General features: G+C 68.5%; 19 protein-coding genes and 1 tRNA gene. 13 read left to right on the forward strand and 7 right to left on the reverse strand.

What is annotated here, in order from left to right:
* From accD to IE88_RS0103315, 4 genes are read left to right on the forward strand one after another with little or no spacing between them, the layout of a single operon-like run.
* On the forward strand, positions 1-990 hold the full coding sequence (gene accD, locus IE88_RS0103300) for an acetyl-CoA carboxylase, carboxyltransferase subunit beta (RefSeq protein WP_036766502.1): 990 nt from the start codon (positions 1-3) through the stop codon (positions 988-990).
* Positions 991-992: 2 nt separating this feature from the next.
* Positions 993-2,339, forward strand: a complete 1,347-nt coding sequence (locus tag IE88_RS0103305; RefSeq protein WP_051881456.1) for a bifunctional folylpolyglutamate synthase/dihydrofolate synthase — start codon at positions 993-995, stop codon at positions 2,337-2,339.
* Entirely contained in the window at positions 2,336-2,791 is a 456-nt protein-coding gene (dut, locus tag IE88_RS0103310) for a dUTP diphosphatase (RefSeq protein ID WP_031550107.1), read from the forward strand. Before IE88_RS0103305 ends, dut begins: the two co-directional genes overlap by 4 nt.
* Before the next feature lie 13 nt (positions 2,792-2,804).
* Complete coding sequence (locus IE88_RS0103315; protein ID WP_031550109.1) at positions 2,805-3,554, forward strand: HesA/MoeB/ThiF family protein; 750 nt, start codon at positions 2,805-2,807, stop codon at positions 3,552-3,554.
* On the opposite strand, the gene ypfJ is transcribed toward IE88_RS0103315, so the two are convergent.
* Together ypfJ and IE88_RS0103325 are read right to left on the reverse strand one after the other, a co-directional pair.
* Positions 3,551-4,450 carry a KPN_02809 family neutral zinc metallopeptidase gene (gene ypfJ, locus IE88_RS0103320; RefSeq protein ID WP_031550111.1) on the reverse strand — a complete coding sequence of 300 codons (900 nt, stop codon included), beginning with the start codon at positions 4,448-4,450 and terminating at the stop codon, positions 3,551-3,553. The two genes, IE88_RS0103315 and ypfJ, sit on opposite strands and share 4 nt — an antisense overlap.
* 26 nt (positions 4,451-4,476) lie before the next feature.
* On the reverse strand, positions 4,477-4,995 hold the full coding sequence (locus IE88_RS0103325) for a DUF2721 domain-containing protein (protein ID WP_081871402.1): 519 nt from the start codon (positions 4,993-4,995) through the stop codon (positions 4,477-4,479).
* A gap of 97 nt (positions 4,996-5,092) precedes the next feature.
* Here IE88_RS0103325 and secB point away from each other — a divergent pair, with 97 nt between their 5' ends.
* Positions 5,093-5,611 carry a protein-export chaperone SecB gene (gene secB / locus IE88_RS0103330; RefSeq protein WP_031550115.1) on the forward strand — a complete coding sequence of 173 codons (519 nt, stop codon included), beginning with the start codon at positions 5,093-5,095 and terminating at the stop codon, positions 5,609-5,611.
* A gap of 18 nt (positions 5,612-5,629) precedes the next feature.
* On the opposite strand, the gene IE88_RS0103335 is transcribed toward secB, so the two are convergent.
* Together IE88_RS0103335 and IE88_RS0103340 are read right to left on the reverse strand one after the other, a co-directional pair.
* A complete protein-coding gene (locus IE88_RS0103335; RefSeq protein ID WP_031550117.1) occupies positions 5,630-6,472 on the reverse strand; it encodes a CpsD/CapB family tyrosine-protein kinase in 843 nt (280 codons plus the stop codon).
* A gap of 21 nt (positions 6,473-6,493) precedes the next feature.
* Entirely contained in the window at positions 6,494-8,119 is a 1,626-nt protein-coding gene (locus IE88_RS0103340) for a GumC family protein (RefSeq protein WP_031550121.1), read from the reverse strand.
* A gap of 173 nt (positions 8,120-8,292) precedes the next feature.
* On the opposite strand from IE88_RS0103340, the gene rfbC reads away from it, so the two are divergent.
* The 7 genes from rfbC to IE88_RS0103375 all read left to right on the forward strand — a co-directional run bounded on the left by rfbC (position 8,293) and on the right by IE88_RS0103375 (position 14,553).
* Positions 8,293-8,889: a dTDP-4-dehydrorhamnose 3,5-epimerase gene (gene rfbC, locus IE88_RS0103345; protein ID WP_051881457.1), complete on the forward strand. Its 597-nt coding sequence runs from the start codon at positions 8,293-8,295 to the stop codon at positions 8,887-8,889.
* A gap of 11 nt (positions 8,890-8,900) precedes the next feature.
* Positions 8,901-9,959, forward strand: coding sequence for a dTDP-glucose 4,6-dehydratase (gene rfbB / locus IE88_RS0103350; RefSeq protein WP_031550125.1), 1,059 nt, complete (start codon positions 8,901-8,903; stop codon positions 9,957-9,959).
* Entirely contained in the window at positions 9,956-10,837 is an 882-nt protein-coding gene (rfbD, locus tag IE88_RS0103355) for a dTDP-4-dehydrorhamnose reductase (protein ID WP_031550128.1), read from the forward strand. The genes rfbB and rfbD overlap by 4 nt, the downstream gene beginning before the upstream one ends.
* Positions 10,834-11,724: a glucose-1-phosphate thymidylyltransferase RfbA gene (gene rfbA, locus IE88_RS0103360; RefSeq protein WP_081871403.1), complete on the forward strand. Its 891-nt coding sequence runs from the start codon at positions 10,834-10,836 to the stop codon at positions 11,722-11,724. Before rfbD ends, rfbA begins: the two co-directional genes overlap by 4 nt.
* Positions 11,725-12,150: 426 nt before the next feature.
* Positions 12,151-12,936 (forward strand): glycosyltransferase family 2 protein, encoded by a 786-nt coding sequence (locus IE88_RS0103365; protein ID WP_156032345.1) that lies wholly within the window; start codon positions 12,151-12,153, stop codon positions 12,934-12,936.
* Positions 12,937-13,113: 177 nt separating this feature from the next.
* Entirely contained in the window at positions 13,114-13,914 is an 801-nt protein-coding gene (locus IE88_RS0103370; protein ID WP_031550134.1) for a response regulator, read from the forward strand.
* A gap of 6 nt (positions 13,915-13,920) precedes the next feature.
* The gene (locus tag IE88_RS0103375; RefSeq protein WP_036766504.1) at positions 13,921-14,553 is read left to right on the forward strand and encodes a UdgX family uracil-DNA binding protein; all 633 of its coding nucleotides are present in this window, start codon (positions 13,921-13,923) and stop codon (positions 14,551-14,553) included.
* Positions 14,554-14,586: 33 nt separating this feature from the next.
* Here IE88_RS0103375 and IE88_RS0103380 read toward each other — a convergent pair whose 3' ends face one another.
* Both IE88_RS0103380 and IE88_RS0103385 read right to left on the reverse strand, forming a co-directional pair.
* Positions 14,587-15,744, reverse strand: a complete 1,158-nt coding sequence (locus IE88_RS0103380; RefSeq protein ID WP_031550138.1) for a baeRF3 domain-containing protein — start codon at positions 15,742-15,744, stop codon at positions 14,587-14,589.
* Between the two features lie 103 nt (positions 15,745-15,847).
* Positions 15,848-16,762 carry an SDR family NAD(P)-dependent oxidoreductase gene (locus tag IE88_RS0103385; protein ID WP_031550140.1) on the reverse strand — a complete coding sequence of 305 codons (915 nt, stop codon included), beginning with the start codon at positions 16,760-16,762 and terminating at the stop codon, positions 15,848-15,850.
* Positions 16,763-16,855: 93 nt separating this feature from the next.
* On the opposite strand from IE88_RS0103385, the gene IE88_RS0103390 reads away from it, so the two are divergent.
* The gene (locus tag IE88_RS0103390) at positions 16,856-18,073 is read left to right on the forward strand and encodes a glycosyltransferase (protein WP_031550142.1); all 1,218 of its coding nucleotides are present in this window, start codon (positions 16,856-16,858) and stop codon (positions 18,071-18,073) included.
* Between the two features lie 8 nt (positions 18,074-18,081).
* On the opposite strand, the gene IE88_RS0103395 is transcribed toward IE88_RS0103390, so the two are convergent.
* Positions 18,082-18,157 (reverse strand) — tRNA-Thr (locus tag IE88_RS0103395).
* Positions 18,158-18,221: the final 64 nt, after the last annotated feature.

Consider the following 18,221-nt stretch of genomic DNA (forward strand, 5'->3'; position numbering starts at 1 on the left):
GTGAACTGGTTCGCAGACATCACACCGCCAGGCATCAAGAAGATGTTCCGGCACCGAGACGACAAGGGCGACACCTTGTGGACGAAGTGCCCGTCCTGTGAAGAGATGGTCTTCAACAAGGACCTGGAGGCGGCGCTCCATGTCTGCCCGTCCTGTTCGCACCACATGCCGATCGGCGCGAAGGGACGGCTCGACGCCCTCTTTGGCAGGACCTGGGAGAAGATCGAGCTTCCCGAGGTTCCCGACGACCCGCTGCGCTTCCGCGACACCAAGAAATATACCGACCGCCTGCGCGAATACCGCCGCAAGACCGGCGAACGCGACGCGCTGATCATCGGCAAGGGCTCGGTGGGCGGCGTCCCGCTGGTCGCCGTGGCGCAGAACTTCGCCTTCATGGGCGGCTCGATGGGCATGGGCCTCGGCGAGGGCATCGTGAAGGCGGCCGAAGTGGCGGTCGAGGCGCAGGTGCCGCTGGTGCTCTTCTCGGCCTCCGGCGGCGCCCGCATGCAGGAAGGCATCCTGTCCCTGATGCAGATGCCGCGCACCACCATCGCGGTGCAGATGCTGCGCGATGCCGGACTGCCCTATATCGTCGTGCTGACCCACCCCACGACAGGCGGCGTCACGGCGAGCTATGCCATGCTCGGCGACGTCCATATCGCCGAACCCGGCGCCCTGATCGGCTTTGCCGGCCCCCGCGTGATCGAGCAGACCATTCGTGAGAAGCTGCCCGAGGGCTTCCAGCGCGCCGAATATCTGCGCGACAAGGGCATGGTCGACATGGTCGTGGACCGGCGCGAGCTGTCCGAGACCCTGACCACGCTGCTGCGCACGCTCACCAAGGCCGATCTCGATGCCGTCGCCGCGGCGCGGGCCGAGAAGGACGAGGCGGAGGCCGCCGCGGAGCGGGAGGCGCCCGAATCCGAAGAGGCGGAAGCGCCAGCCGACGAGGCGGAGGCCGAGGAGCCGCTGGCGAGAGCGGCGGAATAGCCATGCCCTCCGCACATGCCGTGCCGCAGACCGCGGCCGCCGCGGAGGTCCAGAAGCGGCTCGCCCGCCTGTCCGCCAATGCGCCCGCCGAGATGGAACTCGGCCTCGGCCGCATCCGCCGCGCCCTGTCGCGCCTCGGCGATCCCCAGGAGGCCCTGCCGCCCGTCATCCATGTCGCCGGCACCAATGGCAAAGGCTCCACGATCGCCGTGATGCGCGCCATTCTCGGCGCTGCGGGCCTGCGGACCCATGTCTACACCTCTCCCCATCTCGTCCGGTTCAACGAGCGCATCGTGCTGGCCGGCCAGCAGATCGAGGATGAGCGGCTGATCCGCCTGCTCGGCGCCTGCGAGGCGGCGGCGGGCGACCTGCCGCTGACCTATTTCGAGGCCGTAACGGCCGCCGCCTTCCTGGCCTTCGCCGAAGAGCCCGGCGATGTGGTCCTGCTCGAAACGGGCCTCGGCGGGCGGCTCGACGCCACCAATGTGGTCACCGCTCCGCGCGCCTGCGCCATCACGCCGATCGCGCTCGACCATCAGTCCTGGCTGGGCGAGACGCTGGGCGAGATCGCCTATGAGAAGGCCGGCATCCTCAAGGAAGGCGCGGCCTTCGTCACCGGCCCGCAGCGTCCCGAAGCGCTGTCCGTCCTCGAATCCCGGGCGCTGGCCGTCGGCGCCGACCCTCACATCTTCGGGCAGGAATGGACCGCGCTGAGCGAGGCGGGACGCCTCGTCTATACCGATGAGCGGGGGCTGTCGGACCTGTCCCTGCCGCGCCTTCTCGGCGCGCACCAGATCGACAATGCCGCGCTTGCCGTGGCCACCCTCAAGGCAGCCGGGCTCGCGCCGGAAGACGACATGATCAGCCTCGGCATCGAGGCGGCGGAATGGCCGGCCCGGCTTCAGCGCCTGACGCGGGGCCCGCTGGTCGAGGCAGCGGAGCGCCATGCGGGCGAGCCTGCCGAGCTCTGGCTCGATGGCGGGCACAATCCCCATGCCGCCGTGGCCGTCGCCCGCGCCCTCGCCGATCTCGAAGAGCGCAGCCCCAAGCCGCTGATCCTGATCGCGGGCATGCAGGCCAATAAGGACGCGGCAGGCTATTTCGCGCCCTTCGCCGACCTCGCCAGCGCCGTCTACACCGTCAGCGCCGACACGGCCTCGGCCGAGACGCCGCAGGCGCTGGCCGCGGCCGCGCAAGGGGCGGGCCTGCCCGCCGAGCCGGCAGCCAGCGTCGAGGCGGCGATCGAACGCGCTCTGACCGAGACCGGCCGCTCCGGCGAGGGCATGCCGCGCATCCTGATCTGCGGCTCGCTCTATCTGGCGGGCGAAGTCCTGGGAGAGAACGGATGACGACGACCAACCCGCCCCGCGTGCGCCTCCAGGTGCTGCCCCATGCCGAAGGGCTGGAGCTGCCGGGCTATGCGAGCGCAGGCGCGGCCGGGGCCGATCTGCGCGCGGCGGTGACCGAGCCGGTCCATATCCCCCCGGGCGGCACGGCGATGATTCCGACAGGCCTTCGCATCGCCCTGCCCGAGGGCTGGGAAATGCAGGTCCGCCCCCGCTCGGGGCTCGCCGCCAAGCACGGCGTCACCGTTCTGAACAGTCCCGGAACGGTCGATGCCGATTATCGCGGCGAGGTGAAAGTGATCCTGATCAATCATGCCGCAGAGCCCTTCACCGTCTCGCGCGGGGAGAGGATCGCGCAGGCCGTGCTCGCCCCTGCCCCGCAGGCCGTCTTCGAGATCGGCGAGATCGGAGAGACGGCGCGCGGAGCGGGCGGCTTCGGATCGACCGGCCGCTGAGCGGCTTCACCGGATGCTGACGCCAGAGCAGACCGCGCGCTACAAGCGCCACCTCCTCCTGCCCGAGATCGGCGGACAGGGACAGCAGGCCCTGCTCGGCGCCAGCGTTCTCGTGGTCGGCGCGGGCGCGCTCGGCTGCGGCATGCTTCCCTATCTCGCAGCCGCAGGCATAGGCCGCATCGGAATCTGCGACGGGGACAAGGTCGAGATCTCGAACCTTCAGCGGCAGGTCCTCTACCGCACCGGGGATATCGGACGGCCCAAGGCCTCATGCGCGGCCGAGCGGCTCTCGACGCTCAACCCCGATGTGCGCATCGAAGCGCAGGACTGCTTCGTCACCGCCGAAAATGCCGAAGCGCTGCTCGCGCCCTATGATCTCATCGTCGAAGGCCTCGACCGCTACGCGCCGCGCTACGTGCTGAACAGCGCCTGCCTGTCGCTCGGCAAGCCCCTGCTCTCGGCGGCTATCGGCCGCTTCGACGGCCAGATCGCCCTGTTCCGCCCCGGCCGGGGAGAAGCGCCCTGCTATGCCTGCCTCGTGCCCGAAGCGCCGGACGACGAAGCGGCCTGCGAGGCCGAAGGCGTCCTCGGCGCCGTGCCCGGCATTGTCGGGGCGATGGCCGCCGCCGAGGCGATCGGCTGGATCTGCGGCCTGAGCGAGCCCGGGAAGGGATGGCTGATCCTCCACGACACGCTTCGGGCCTCGACGCGCAGGATCGTATTGCCGCGCGACCCGGCCTGCCCGGTCTGCGCCGGCGCCTAGAGGCTCTGCGCCGAGAAGGTGTCGCAGGCGTTCATGTCGCCCGTCCGATAGCCGGTGGAGAGCCAGCGCTGGCGCTGCTCGGACGTGCCGTGGGTGAAGCTGTCGGGCACGACGCGCCCCCCGCTCTGCCGCTGCAACGCATCGTCGCCGATCGCGTTCGCGGCCCTCAGCCCCTCCTGGATATCGCCTTCCTCGAGCGAGAAGCCCTGGAGCCCGGCTGTCTGGCGCGCCCAGACGCCGGCGAGGCAATCGGCCATCAGCTCCATCCGGACCGAATAGAGATTGCGTTCCGCCTCGGATCCTGCCCGCGCCTGCTGCTGGCGGACCTGATCCGAAATGCCGGTCACGGTCTGGATGTGATGGCCGACCTCATGCGCGATGACATAGGCGCGGGCGAAGTCGCCGGGGGCGTCGAAGCGGGAGGCGAGCTGGTCGAAGAAGCTCGTATCGATATAGATCTGCTGTCCGCCCGGGCAGTAGAAGGGCCCGACGGCCGCATTGGCGAAGCCGCAGCCTTGGGTGCTGACGCCGCCCGAGAAGAGGTTCAGCCGCGGCGCGGGATAGGCGCCGAGGCCGTTCTCGCGGAATTGCTCTGTCCAGACGTCTTCGGTCGCCGCCAGGACCGCGCCGATCTCCGCGTCATAGCGGCTGGTGATCTCGCCGCGAGGGGCCGTCGCAGGCGAGGGCGAGGGCGAGGAGCTGAGCGGATTGATGCCCAGCGCGCTCAGGAGGAAGAAGCCGCCGACGACCACGACCACCCCGCCAATGCCGAAGCGGTTGAAGATCACGCGCAGCAGGAGGAAGGCGAGAATGCCCCGGCCGCCGCCCATGGCGCTGCCGCCCTCGTCGCGACGATTGAAGACATTGTCGCTCTGCCGATAGTCTTCCCAGCGCATGAAGGACTCCGTTCCGCTCCGCCCCCCTAACACGCGTCCTTGCGCAATGTCGCAGCGGGCGGCGCCTTTGCTGCCGCCGCCGCCTCGGCCCGGCGCGCATCGTTCATGAGGAGCTCGGTTCGAAACCGAACCGATCCCATGGCGACCGAGATTTCGAGGAGGAGAAGGCTCAGCCCCGCGATCAGGAGGGCCATGGTCGTCACGAAGAGCACCGCGATCGGCACGCCCAGTCCGAGCGCCAGAAGGTCACCGAGGAAGAGCAGCGCGACGACCGTGCAGACCGTCAGCGCCGCCGCCGCGCAGCAGGTGATGGCCCCGTTGACGAGCCGCATCCTGCGCGACAGCGCGGCGAGTTCCCTTTGGTGGCGCGCCGTCTCTTCCGGGCCTTCGCCGGCTTCGAGCAGGTCTTCGAGAGCGCGGGCCCGGTCGATGACCCGCGAGAGGCGCTGGGTCATCACGTTGAGGATGGCGCCGACGCCCGCCAGCAGGAAGACGGGCGCGACGGCGAGCTGGATGACGGTGGCGATGGCGGGATGTTCGATCATGCCGCCGCGCGTTGCGCGCGCGCCCCGCGCCCGTCAAGCCTTGCGGAAGCGGCGGCGTGACGTGTACCCCGCCCGGCACGCAAGCAGCGAGTTTTCGATGTCCGAGACGCCTCCGAACCAGCCCCAGCCCGACCAGAACGCTCCCGTCATGCGGGTGCTGAACCAGTATGTGAAGGATCTCTCCTTCGAGAACCCGAACGCGCCCCAGGCGGTGCGACCCGACCTGCCCGCGCCGGCTGTCGATGTCGCCGTCGACGTCAATGCCCGCTCGCTGGGTCAGGACCAGTACGAGGTCGAGCTGAGCTGCTCGGCGAACGCCACCCGGGACGGAAACACCGTCTTCGTCGTGGAGGTCAATTACGCCGGCCACTTCCTGATCCAGAACGTGCCGCAGGAGCATCTGGAAAGCGTGCTGCTCGTCAACGCGCCGCAGCTCCTCTTTCCCTTCGCCCGTCAGGTCGTCGCGACGGCGACGCGCGATGGCGGCTTCATGCCGCTCATGCTCGAACCTCTGGACTTCGCCGGCATGTACCAGATGCAGCTTGCGAAGCGGCAGCAGGCGGCGCGCGACAATGCCGCCGCCGGCGACGGCCCGCCCGAGGTCGGGTCCGCCTGAGCGGCCTTCGCGGCCGCCTCAATAATAGTCGTAGCTGCCTGAGCCGTGGGGCGCCTTGTTGAGGACCGTCCCCACGAGCTTTTCCTTGGGCAGGAGGGACACCGATTCCTCGAGCTGGGAGAACCGGCTTTCCCCCGCCGCGACCACCAGCAGGATCCCGTCGAGCTTGGGCAGAACGGCGAGCGTGTCGTCGCAGCCCGTCATCGGCGGCAGGTCGAGGATGATCAGAACATTCTCGGCCAGTCCGCGCAGCTCATCGAGCGCCCGGTCGAACCGCGAACTCGCCAGATGCTCCGCGCTCATCTCGGTCGAGCGGTCGGTCAGCATATAGGCGAGATTGCCTGCCTCGTTGCGGTAGAGGTAGTCGGTCGCCCGCCCCTCTCCGCGGAAATAGTCGATCGAGGGCTTGAAGCCGCGCGCATCGAGATATTGCGCGGCCGCGGGGCGGCGGAGGTCGAAATCGGCGAGCACCACGCTCTGCTCAGGGCGGCGCGCGCAGGCGAGCGCGAGGTGCAGCGCGGTCACGGTCTTGCCGGCCCCCGGACCGGGCGATGTGATCCCGAGGACCTTGCCGCCGCGCGCCCGCATCTCTTCGAGAACCCGCGTGCGCAGAATGCGGAAGGCGCCGTCCACGACGGCGCTGTCGCCGGCATGGCTGCCGAAATTCTCCCGGAAGAAGGCGATATCGGCCTGCAGGGGCGGCAGCGCCGCGATCGAGGGGCTGCCGCCTGTGTCCCGCCGGATTTCGGGCAGGCGCGGGGCGGGCGATGCCAGCTCCGCCTCTTTGGCCGCGGGCGCTTCGGGCGGGGGCGTGGCGACGCCGGCGCGGGCGCGCTTGAGCGCCTCTTCGAACTCTCTCATCGGGGTTCTCCTCGCTGCGGCTTAAAACAGCGTCTGATAGGCGGTCCAGGACAGCGCCACGGTGAGGACGACGCTCGCCGTGGCCAGTGAGGCCGTCGCGACGCGCTTGGGGGTTCTTTCATCGGCCGTCTTGAAGCGCGGCACTTCGATGATCTTCGTGTCGGGCAGCAGCTCTTCGAGATGCGACTTCGACTGTACCTTGGCGAAGAGCACTTCGGGGATCAGCACGAGCGCGCCGGCCAGGGCCGCCGAGAAGCCGAAGATGAGCACGGCGAGGCGCGGCTTGTCCGGGCTGCTCGGCTCGTCGGCCCGGATGGGCTGTTCGATCACGAGCACCCGCTCGCCCTTCTGCTGGCTCTCCAGGCTCTGCGAACGCTCGGCTTCGGCGCGGTTGCGCTGCAGGTCGACGAGCTCGCGCTCGAGCCGTTCCTGCTCCTGTTCGAGAACGTAGAGCTGCGTCTCGACCGCGGGAACGCGCGCCAGGCGGGCTTCGAGATCGGCGATCTGGCGCTCGGCGTTCTCTCTTTGCTGCTGCAGCGATTCGAGCTTGGACTGGAGCGTCAGGAGCTGCGCGGAATAGCTCGCTTCGGATGTGGAGGTGGTGCGGGCATTGTCCGGCAGCGCATCGAGCTGGCGCTGCAGCTCCTCGCGGCGGCGCGCGACGCGCTCATATTGAAGGCTGCCCTCGGACGCCTCGGCCAGCTGCTCGCCGAGCAGCTCGATCTCTTCACGGGCATTCTCGCGGAAGGCCTCGGGGTCGATGTCCCGCTCGAGGTCGAGCACCTCTTCCTTCAGCGCGATGACGTCGGGATAGGTCTCCTGATATTGCCGGCGGGCCTGGGCGAGCAGGCGGCGGCGCTGGCGCAGCTCCTCTTCTTCCGGCGACATCCGCCCCGCGCCTTCGAAGATCGGACGCTGCACCTCGAGCACCCGCAGCTCGGTCTCGGCCTGCGCGATGGCGCCCTCGATCCTGTCCTTCTCGATCACCACGCGCTGCAGCGTGCTTTCGTAGAGGCGCCGATTGTCCGGCAGGGCGTTGGGGTTGTCTTCCTTGATCTCGGCGATCTGCTCGCCGAGCCCGTCGATCGCTCTGCGGACCTTGCGCTCCTCCTCGAGAAGGAAGTCCGTCGTGTATCCCGCCTGCTCCGTGCGGATCTCGACGATCGTCGCCATGAACTGCGTCATCAGCTCGTTCGCAACGCGCTGCGCCCGCTCGGGATCCTCGTGCTCGAAGGCGATGGTGGTCAGGATCGAGGAGGGCTCGTCGCGCCGCCTCGAAGTCTGGGTGCGCTCGATGCTGATGCGCGAGCGGTCGTCCATGATGTCTTCTTTTTCGCTCCGGGACAGGCGCTCATCGCCGAAGACCTCGAAGCGCTCGCCGATCCGGATCACATTGTCCCGCGCCAGGACTTCCGCCCGCACGCGGCGAAGGCGCTGTTCCGCCTCGCTCTGGATCGTGGACTGCACATAGCTGTCGGGCACCTGCTGGTCCTCGACCAGAAGGAGCGCGCGGGACTCGTAGAGCGGCGGCAGCTGGGCGAGCACGGCGAGCCCCACGATCGCGAAGATCGCGAACGGGATGATAAGCCAGAACAGGCGCTGCCGGAGCATCCGCAGAATGTCCTGGGGACCGAAAGAGAAACGCATCCTGACCTACCTGTTACCCGCGCCTCACAGGCGAAGTTCCGACCTACCGCACGCCCGCGGCGTGCACAATTGAACCTCGTCACGCAAGCAGCATGCCGGGGGAAGGGACGCCAGCCTCGGTTGCCGTCGGCATCCGGGGTGGCTAATCGGACACCCCTATCGAAAGGCGCGCCATGGCAGAGATCAGGACGGACGAGGTCGCCCCCGTCAAGCACTTGACCCCGAGACGCTTCGGCGACGCGCGCGGCTGGTTCTCGGAGACCTTCCGCGCCGACTGGCCTCTGCTGGAGGCGGGCGCCTTCGTGCAGGACAATCACGCCTATTCCGCCGAGCGCCTGACGGTCCGCGGCCTCCACTTCCAGTTCGGCCCCTCCGCCCAGGCCAAGCTTCTCCGCGTGGCGGCAGGCGCCATTCTCGACGTGGCGGTCGACATCCGCCGCGGCTCGCCCACCTTCGGGCAGCACGTGGCGGCGGAGCTGACGGCCGAGAACGGAGAGCAGCTCTTCGTGCCTCACGGCTTCGCCCATGGCTATGCGACGCTGACCGAGGACACGCAGGTCCTCTACAAGGTCGATGCCTATTACGATCCGCAGCGCGAAGGCTCGGTGCGGTTCGACGATCCCCAGATCGGCATAGACTGGCCGGAAGGCGACGCGAAGCTGTCCGAGAAGGACAGGGCGGCCCCCTTCTTGAAGGACCTCGACACGCCTTTCGTCTATGACGAGAGCGCTCCATATGACTGCCGCTGCCTCGACCGGCCCGGCGCTTGAGAGACAAAGCGATGCGTTACCTCATCACCGGCGGCGCCGGTTTCATCGGCTCCGCCGTCGTGCGGCGCCTGATCGAGCGAACCGATCACGAGGTCTTGAACCTCGACGCCCTCACCTATGCGGGCAATCTCGAGAGCGTCGCGCCCGTGGCGGACGATCCCCGCTACCGGTTCGTGAAAGCCGACATCACCGATGCGCGCGCGGTGAACGAGATCGTTTCGGAATTCAAACCGGACCGGCTTCTGCACTTCGCCGCCGAAAGCCATGTGGACCGCTCGATCGACGGGCCCGCCGCCTTCGTCTCGACGAATGTCGTGGGCACCTCCGTCCTCCTCGAAGCGGCGCGCAGCCACTGGCAGGGCCTGCCCGATGGAAGGAAGGACGGCTTCCGCTTCCAGCACATCTCCACCGACGAGGTCTTCGGCAGCCTCGGCGAGGAGGGCCTGTTCCGCGAGGACAGCCCCTACCAGCCCAATTCGCCCTATTCGGCGTCAAAGGCCGGCTCTGACCATCTCGTGCGGGCCTGGGGCGAGACCTACGGCCTGCCGGTCGTCACCACGAACTGCTCGAACAATTACGGCGAGTACCAGTTTCCCGAGAAGCTGATTCCGCTGATGATCATCAACTGCCTCGAAGGAAAGCCGCTGCCGGTCTATGGCCAGGGCACCAATGTCCGGGACTGGCTGTGGGTGGACGACCATGCGCGGGCGCTCGTCACCGTCTCCGAGGAGGCCGGGCCCGGCAGCACCTACAATGTCGGCGGCCGGGCGGAGCGCCGCAATATCGATGTCGTCCGCGCCATCTGCGAAGCCGTCGACGCCTCTGGCGCGGGCGCTGCGAAACGCTCCGAAGACCTGATAACCTATGTGACCGACCGGCCGGGCCATGACGCCCGCTATGCGGTCGACTGCTCCAAGATCGAGCGGGAGCTCGGCTGGACGCCCTCCGTCGCCTTCGAGGAAGGCCTCGAGAAGACGGTGCGCTGGTATCTCGACAATCGCGACTGGTGGGAGGCGATCCGTTCGGGCGCCTATCGCGGCGAGCGCCTCGGCACGCTCGGGGCGGCGTGACCGACACGCTCCTCGTCACCGGCGCGCACGGCCAGGTCGGCCATGCGCTGACCCGCCTCGCCGGGCTGCACGGCTTCAAGCCGGTGGCGCTCGGATCCTCCGAACTCGACATCACCGACGCCGCCGCCGTGGAGCGCGCCGCGCAGGCGCACGCTCCTGCCGCCGTGGTCAACGCGGCCGCCTATACGGGCGTCGACAAGGCCGAAGAGGAAGAGGCGCGCGCGCAGGCCGTGAATGCCGACGGGCCCGCCCATCTCGCCCGCGTCTTCGGCTCCGCCGTGCCGCTGCTGCATTTCTCGACGGACTACGTCTTCGACGGCGAGGGCAAGCGGCCATACCGCGAGGACGATTCGACCGCGCCGCTCGGCGCCTATGGCCGCACCAAGCTGGCCGGCGAAAAGACCATACTCGCCGCGGCGCGCGGCAGCGTCATGCGGACGGCCTGGGTCTATTCCGATCATGGCGGCAATTTCCTCAAGACCATGCTGCGCGTCGGACGGGAGCGGGGCGCCCTGTCGGTGGTCGACGACCAGATCGGCACGCCCACCCATGCCGCGGACATCGCGGAAGCTGCGCTCGTCATGTTGCGCAAGCAGATGGAGGCGCCGGGTCTGGCCGGGCTCTACCACTATACCGCGTCCGGGCAGACGAGCTGGCACGGCTTCGCCGCAGCGATCTTCGAAGCCCTCGAGAGCGAAACGGGCGAGAGGGTCGGGCTTTCGGCCATACCGAGTTCGGACTATCCCACGCCCGCCGCGAGGCCGGCCTATTCCGTTCTCGACGGCAGCAGAATCGAACGGACCTTCGGCGTGACCCGGCCCGACTGGCGCGCGCCCGTCGCAGGCACGGTCGCAGAGGTCCTCAAGGAGAGGGTATGACCAATCAAGGTACGGCGATGAAGGGCATCATCCTGGCGGGAGGGTCGGGCACGCGCCTGCACCCGCTGACCCAGGTGATGTCGAAGCAGCTCCTGCCCGTCTACGACAAGCCGATGATCTACTACCCGCTGACCACGCTCATGCTGGCGGGGATCCGGGACATCCTGATCATCACCGCCCCGGAGGAGCGCGACCGCTTCGAGCGGCTGCTCGGCGATGGCAGCCAGTTCGGGATCGAGCTGTCCTATGTCGTCCAGCCCTCCCCTGACGGCCTGGCCCAGGCCTTCCTGCTCGGCGAGGAATTCCTGAACGGCGCGCCCGCCTGCCTCGTCCTGGGCGATAACCTGTTCTACGGCTCGGGATTGCAGGAAAAGCTGGTCGGGGCCGCCGGGCTCACCTCGGGCGCGCGCGTCTTCGGCTATTATGTCCACGATCCGGAGCGCTACGGCGTGGTCGAGTTCGACGATGCCTTCCGCGCCATCAGCATCGAGGAGAAGCCCGCCGAGCCCAAATCGCACTGGGCCGTGACCGGGCTCTATTTCTATGACGGCTCGGTCTGCGAGCGTGCGAGGGCCCTCGAACCCAGCCCCCGCGGCGAGCTCGAGATTACCGACCTGAATCTCAGCTATCTGCGCGACGGCACGCTTGAGGTGGAACGGCTGGGCCGCGGCTATGCCTGGCTCGACACGGGCACCCATGAATCCATGCTGCAGGCGGGCAACTACATCCAGACCGTCCAGGAGCGTCAGGGGCTCCTCGTGGCGTCGCCCGAGGAGACCGCCTTCAACAAGGGCTTCATCTCGAGGGCGCAGCTGGCAGAGCATGGCGAGCGCCTCAAGAAGACGGTCTACGGCCAGACCCTGCTGGAGATCGCCGCGCAGAAGTGACGCCGCCGCGCGAGCGGGCGGCCGCCGTTTCGAAGGCTGCCCCGGCGCTTTGCAGAGCCTTCAGGCGAATGTGATCATGCCTCGCTGGCGCCTCCCCGCCGGCCTCTTCGGCCCGGAAAGGGCCGCCTGCGGACCCGGGCCCGCCAAAGCGCGATCTGCCATGAAAAAGGCAAGATCGGCAATGATATCGCGCAATTAGGGGCAGGCGCGCGCGCCGCTGCCAAGGCGGAGACCTCTCCTCCGCCCCGCGGGAGCGCCGGGCCGCCACGGCGCGCCCGCCTGCCGCGAGCGCTGCATCCCGACTGCTCGCGGGGATTGCCGCCTCCGGTTCGGGGGAACACCGTGCCCGGAGGCGTATTCACGCATTCCGCTACGATTCCACTCGAGCAAGGACGACCGATGGCGCAGTCAGCAGCACATTTTCCCGTGTCTCCCAAGATCAGCGTTCTCACCATCGTGCAGGGGCGAAAACCGCTGCTCGAGAACCTGCTTCAGGCGCTGCGCGGGCAGCTGATGCCCCCTGACGAAGTCGTCATCGCCTATATGCAGCCCGACCCGTTCGAATTGCCGGACAAGCTGCCCTTCGAGGTGCGGATCTGCTTTGCCGAGGACGGCCACATGCCGGTCGCCGATGCGTGGAAACGGGCCGCCGAGACAGCCACGGGCGATGTCCTGATCTATCTCGACCCCGACTGCATTCCCGCGCCCTCTCTCGTCATGGCCTATGCGCTGGAGCTTCAAGAAACCGATGGCTGCCTGATCGGAGACGTGCTCGACCTTCCCGGCGGCGCGGCCGAGGGCGCGGATGCCGCAGCCCTCGAGCGCGCCGGCGAGCGTCCCGCCGACAGGCCCGCGCCGCCGGCAACCGGCCTTTCGCCCGAACCCGATTACGACATGTTCCAGGGCCAGACCGTCGCTCTGCGCCGCGCGACGCTCACGCGCTGCGCCGGACCCGGTGCCCTTGCCTCAGGCTTTGGCAGGCAAGGCGCCGATCTCGCCCGCAAGCTCGAAGCGGCTGGGGTGCAGCTCTACCACTGTGCGGGGGCCCGCGCCTATCGGCAGCTTCGGAGCGGCGGCAGGACGCGGCTGAACCGGCTGGGCGGAACGGCCGCCCTTGGCCGCGACGGCGAGAGGACGGGCGACCGGCCTCGCCGCCCGGCTGCGGGCGAGGCCGGAGCGGCCAGCGTGCCGAAGACCCGCCTATACAGCTGAACGCCGCCCGGCTGGCGCCTTTCCCTCTCTCCCCGAACCGCGCTCGTCTTGGGGCGGAATCCGACATCAAGGCGGTTTTGTGACGGATGACGGAACCCAAGCTGTCGCTGCGGCGTTTGATGCATAGTCCAACCGGGTCCCTTCCCGGCGGATGACAGCCGTACAGGGACGAGAGCAGTGAGACTCCAAGGCGTCGACAAGAGAGAATGGGTCCGGGGAGCCGACGCCGAAGAGGCTGCGCTGCGGCGCTATTTCCGGGCCGTTCTGGGCGATCAGCAGACCGGGGACCGGATGGTCTCCGCGCTCCTGCCGCGCATCGCGCGAACCCAGGACGAGGACCGGTCCGGCCTTGTCGGCCTCTTCGCCGCCGCCACGCGCGCCTGGCGGATGTGCCACGTCCACAATGGCGCCCGCATGTTCTCCGCTCGCCTGATCCTCGAGGTTCTGCCGCCGACGCGCGCCCTGGCGCGCCAGGCCGGCGTGATGGTGGATGTCTTCGGCTTCACCGTCGATGAAGCGGCCTCGGTCCTCAACCGCAGTCCCGGAGAGGTCGTGCGCCTGCTCGGCGCGACTCGCACCCAGCGGCGCAACCGCATCGGCCAGGCCGTGCTCGTGGTCGAGGACGAACCGCTGATCGCCGCGCATCTCGCCGGCCTCGCCCGCTTCGAAGGCGCCTCGCATGTCGCCACCGCGGCCAGCTATGACGCCGCCATCGCGGCGGCGGCGCAGCGCCGCCCCGACATCGTCATCTGCGATTACGATCTCGGCGAAGGCGGAACGGGCGTCGATGTCCTGCGCAAGCTGACGGCGGAGCATGACTGCGTGACCTTGTTCGTGACCGCCTATCCCGAAGCCGTCCTGACCGGCAGCGACGGAGAGCCCGCCTTCATCATCGGCAAGCCCTTCGCCGACGACGTGATCCGCGCCGCGCTCCATTATGCGGCGAGCGCCGAGCGCCCGGTCCTCCTGGCGGCATAGCCCTTCATGGCGCCGCCTCCTTCCGCGCCCAGCAATGCCGAAGCGGCGCTCGCGGCGCTGGCGGAGGATGCGGCCGGTTGCACGGCCTGTCCCCTCTACGAGAACGCGACCCGGACCGTATTCGGCGAGGGCCCGGCCGCTGCGCAGATCATGCTCGTCGGAGAGCAGCCGGGCGATCAGGAGGATCTTGGCGGGGAGCCGTTCATCGGCCCTGCGGGCCAGGTCCTCGACACCTGCCTCGACGAGGCGGGCCTCGACCGAAGCACCGTCTACGTCACCAATGCGGTCAAGCACTTCAAGTTCAAGCCGCGCGGGCGCCGCCGCATCCACGAAAAGCCGCGCGTGGGCGAGATCGACATCTGCGCGAACCGCTGGCTCTCGCGAGAGCGCGAAGTGGTGGCGCCGGACCTCGTCATCGCGCTCGGCGCCTCCGCTGTCCGGGGAATCACCGGCAAGTCGGGCACCATCAAATCGCTGCGCAGCGAAATCCGCCCGCTGACAGAGGCGAGCCACCTTCTGGTGACGATCCACCCCTCCTATCTGCTGCGCATCCCGGACGAGGACACGAAAAAGGCGGAGACGGAGCAATTCGTCGCCGATCTCCGCCTCGGGGCCGAATTCGTCGCCAGCCTCGACTAAGGGCAGCGCCCCGGGCAGGGGCGCTGCAAGCGATCAGTAGCGCATGCTCGCCGCGATTATCGGCAGGTCCGGCGCCATGTCCTCGGAGAACAGCGTGAGGCTCGCACCGTTCTTGAGCGCATTGCCGACGATCATGGAGCGGGTCTCCGCGCCCTCTTCTTCCATGGATCCGATCTTGAGGCGTTCGTCATCGCCGGGAATGAGGCCTGCGGCATCCTCCCGCAGATAGACCGTGTCGATCCGGCCCTCCCGCGCCGCGCTCAGGAGCTGCTGCTCATTGCGTTCGAGCGTGTTCGGATCGAGATCGTCCATCAGCGCCCCCCGGCGCTTGCGGTCCCAGTCCTCCATCGCCTCGCGCGCGCGGCCCGCGAGCTCCTCGAGCGCGAGCGCGTCGCCTGCCACATGCAGATCCGGCTCGACGAGGTTCTGGTCGTCGAAGTGCTGGCGGAACAGGCCCGTCCGCTTGGGGTCGCCGGCCAGAAGAACCGGGCGGCCGCCGCCGCCGACCGCCTTCTCGACATGCCCCGCGAAGTCCTGAAGCACCCGCTCGACCTCCTCGGCCTTGTAGTCGCTGACCGATGTGCCGAGGGCGTGGAATTTCGCCGCCGCATGACCGGCCTTGCCGATATGCGGCCGGCCGGAGGAATGGAACGTCACCGAATCCATCGGCGCGTATTGCGCCATCTCACCCGACAGCGTCCGCACGCCGGATTTCGGCGTCTTGTCGGTCCAGGTCGTCCCCGAAACCGAGAAGATGCGCGGCGCCTCGACGTCGAGGACCACGACCCAGTAATCCATCGCGCAGGCCGCATCGACGAGGGCGGGCAGCGCATAGAGCGGTCCCTTGTGCAGGGTCGGCGCGGGCCGGACATTCAGCGTGTGCGCGGACATCTCTCCGCCCTCGGCAAAGAGCGCGAAGCCGCCTTCGGGCAGGTGTTCGGGGTCCATCGCCTCGACCCAGGCGCGCAGCTTGCCGACCGCGGCCTGGTCCAGCCCTTCGGTCTCGTCGAGCCTGTCGAGAATGTTCTTCTGGGCGATACCCCATTTCTGCATGTCGCCGGCGATATCGGGCGTCGGGTAGAGAAGGCTGACGACATCGCGGGTCTTGCCCGCGGCCGGGTCGGCGCCCGGCGCGGCAGGATCGGCGATGAGCGGGGAGAGGCTGCTAATTCGGTCTTCGAGCAGGGTCATCTGGCTCACATCCTTCTTTTGTCTCGTGCCAGATCGGAACACCTCGCGGCCCTGCGGGGTTTCGTGAAAGCGCGGGCGGCCATGCCGCCCGCCCTTGCCGATCTCAGCCCTTGAGGCTGGCCGCCGCCTTTTGAAGGAATTTGGCGGACTGCTCTCCGCCCTGCTGGAGTTCCTTCTGGTCCGACGCATCGGCGATCCGGTCCCATGCATCGCGCACGGCCTCGGGGGTCTGCTCGCCGGGCGCCAGCCAGACACCGTCGGTCTCGTAGATCTTGGCCAGGGCGAAGCCGCCGGCCGCCGCGGCCAGGATGGCTCTGCGCGGCGCATCCTCGGAGGCCAGATAGACGAGCCCCGCGCTGACGCTTTCGGGCGTCATCAGCGCCATGGCCTCTTCGGGAATGCCGAGATTCTCCGTCATCCGCGTCGCCGCGGCGGGCGCGAGGCAATTGGTGCGGATGTCGTATTTGGCGCCTTCGAGATGCAGCGTGTTCATCAGGCCGACCATGGCCATCTTGGCCGCGCCGTAGTTCGACTGGCCGAAATTGCCGTAAAGGCCCGAGGAAGAGGTGGTCAGCACGATGCGGCCATAGCCCTGATCGCGCATCCGTCCCCAGACCGCCTTGGTGCACAGGAAGGTGCCGCGCAGATGCACGTCGATCACCGCGTCCCAGTCCGCGACCTCCATCTTGGCGAAGCTCTTGTCGCGCAGGATGCCGGCATTGTTCACCAGGATGTCGACACGCCCGAACTCCTCGATCGTGCGGGCCACCATGCGGTCCACGCCGGTCTCGTCCGAGACGCTGGCGCCGTCCGCGACCGCCGTTCCGCCCGCCTGCCGGATCTCCTCGACCACGCGATCCGCCGCTTCCGAAGAGCCGCCGGACCCGTCGACCGAGCCGCCCAGATCGTTGACCACCACTTTCGCGCCCCGTTCGGCGAGAGCGAGAGCATGCGTGCGGCCAAGGCCGCCACCGGCGCCGGTCACGATGGCGACGCGGTCGTCGAAGCGAATGGTCATGGGCGGTTTCCTCTTCGGTGCGTTAAGCCGCCCCTGCTACAGGGGCGGAGCTGACAAGAAAATGCTGCACGGCAGCAAGAGGGGCGGGCGCGCGTGAGAATCCTTTTCCTGCACAACAACTTTCCCGCCCAGTTCGGCACGCTCGGCCGCTACCTCTCGAAGGAGGGCTGGCACGTCACCTTCATGACGCAGCGCGCGGGCGCCAAGGCGGAGGGCATCGAGACCGTCGTCTATCGCGACCGCGAGCAGCCTTCGGACCTCAAGCCCCACCCTTTCCTCGGCGGCACGCAGAAGGCGGTCGTCACCGGCACATCGGCCGCCGAAATCGCCCAGCTCCTCAAGGCGAAAAAGGACTACCGCCCCGACGTCATCATGGCGCATTCGGGCTGGGGGCCCGGCATGTTCCTCAAGGATGTCTGGGAGGACGTGCCCTATATCGGCTATTTCGAGTGGTATTACCGGGGCGAGGCCGACGACATCACTTTCCTGTCCGGTCCGGACCGGCCGCCGCTGGAGCGGGCGCGCGAGCGGATGCGCAACGCGCCCATCCTGACCGATCTCGCCGCCTGCGAGCGCGGGATCGTGCCCACCGCCTATCAGGCCTCGCAATTCCCGCAGATGTTCCGCGACAGGCTCACCGTCATGCATGACGGCATCGACACAGGCACGTTCGCGCCGGGCGATCCGGGCACGCTGACCTTCGGCGAGCACCGCTTCTCGCCCGGCGACGAGGTCGTCACCTATGTCGCGCGCGGGATGGAGCCCTATAGAGGCTTTCCCGCCTTCATGGAGGCGCTGGCCATGGTCCAGAAGCGGCGCCCGGCTATGCGCGCGATCATCGTCGGCGAGGACCGCACCGCCTATGGCCGCAAGCTCGCTTCGGGGAAGACCTACAAGGAGGATGCGCTCGACCGCTTCGACCTCGACCCCTCGCGCCTCTGCTTCACGGGCCTCCTGCCGCGGAACCAGTATCGGCGCGTGCTCCAGCTCTCATCGCTGCACGTCTATCTCACCGTGCCCTTCGTCCTGTCCTGGTCGTCCATGGAAGCGATGAGCACGGGCTGCCTCATGCTCGGCTCGGACGTCGCGCCCGTGCGGGAGATGATCGCCCATGGCGAGAACGGCCTCCTGGCCGATCACCGCGACCCGGCCGCCCTGGCCGAGGCGATGGCCGAGGCCCTGGCCCGCCGAGAGGCGCTGGAGCCGCTGCGCGAGGCGGCGCGGGACACCATCCTCGCCCGCTACGCCATGCGCGACATCTATCCCGCAAAGAAGCTGCTGCTGGCGGAGATCGCGGCGAAGGGCGCTTGAGGAGGGAATGGTGCCGCTTGCGTGACTCGAACACGCGACCTACGCATTACGAATGCGTTGCTCTACCAACTGAGCTAAAGCGGCAGCGGCGCGCCCTGTAACCGGAAACGCGCCGCGGCGCAATGGCGGGGGAGCGGAGAGCGCGTTT

This window comes from Parvularcula oceani (assembly GCF_000733125.1).
Classification (GTDB): Bacteria; Pseudomonadota; Alphaproteobacteria; order Caulobacterales; family Parvularculaceae; genus Parvularcula; species Parvularcula oceani.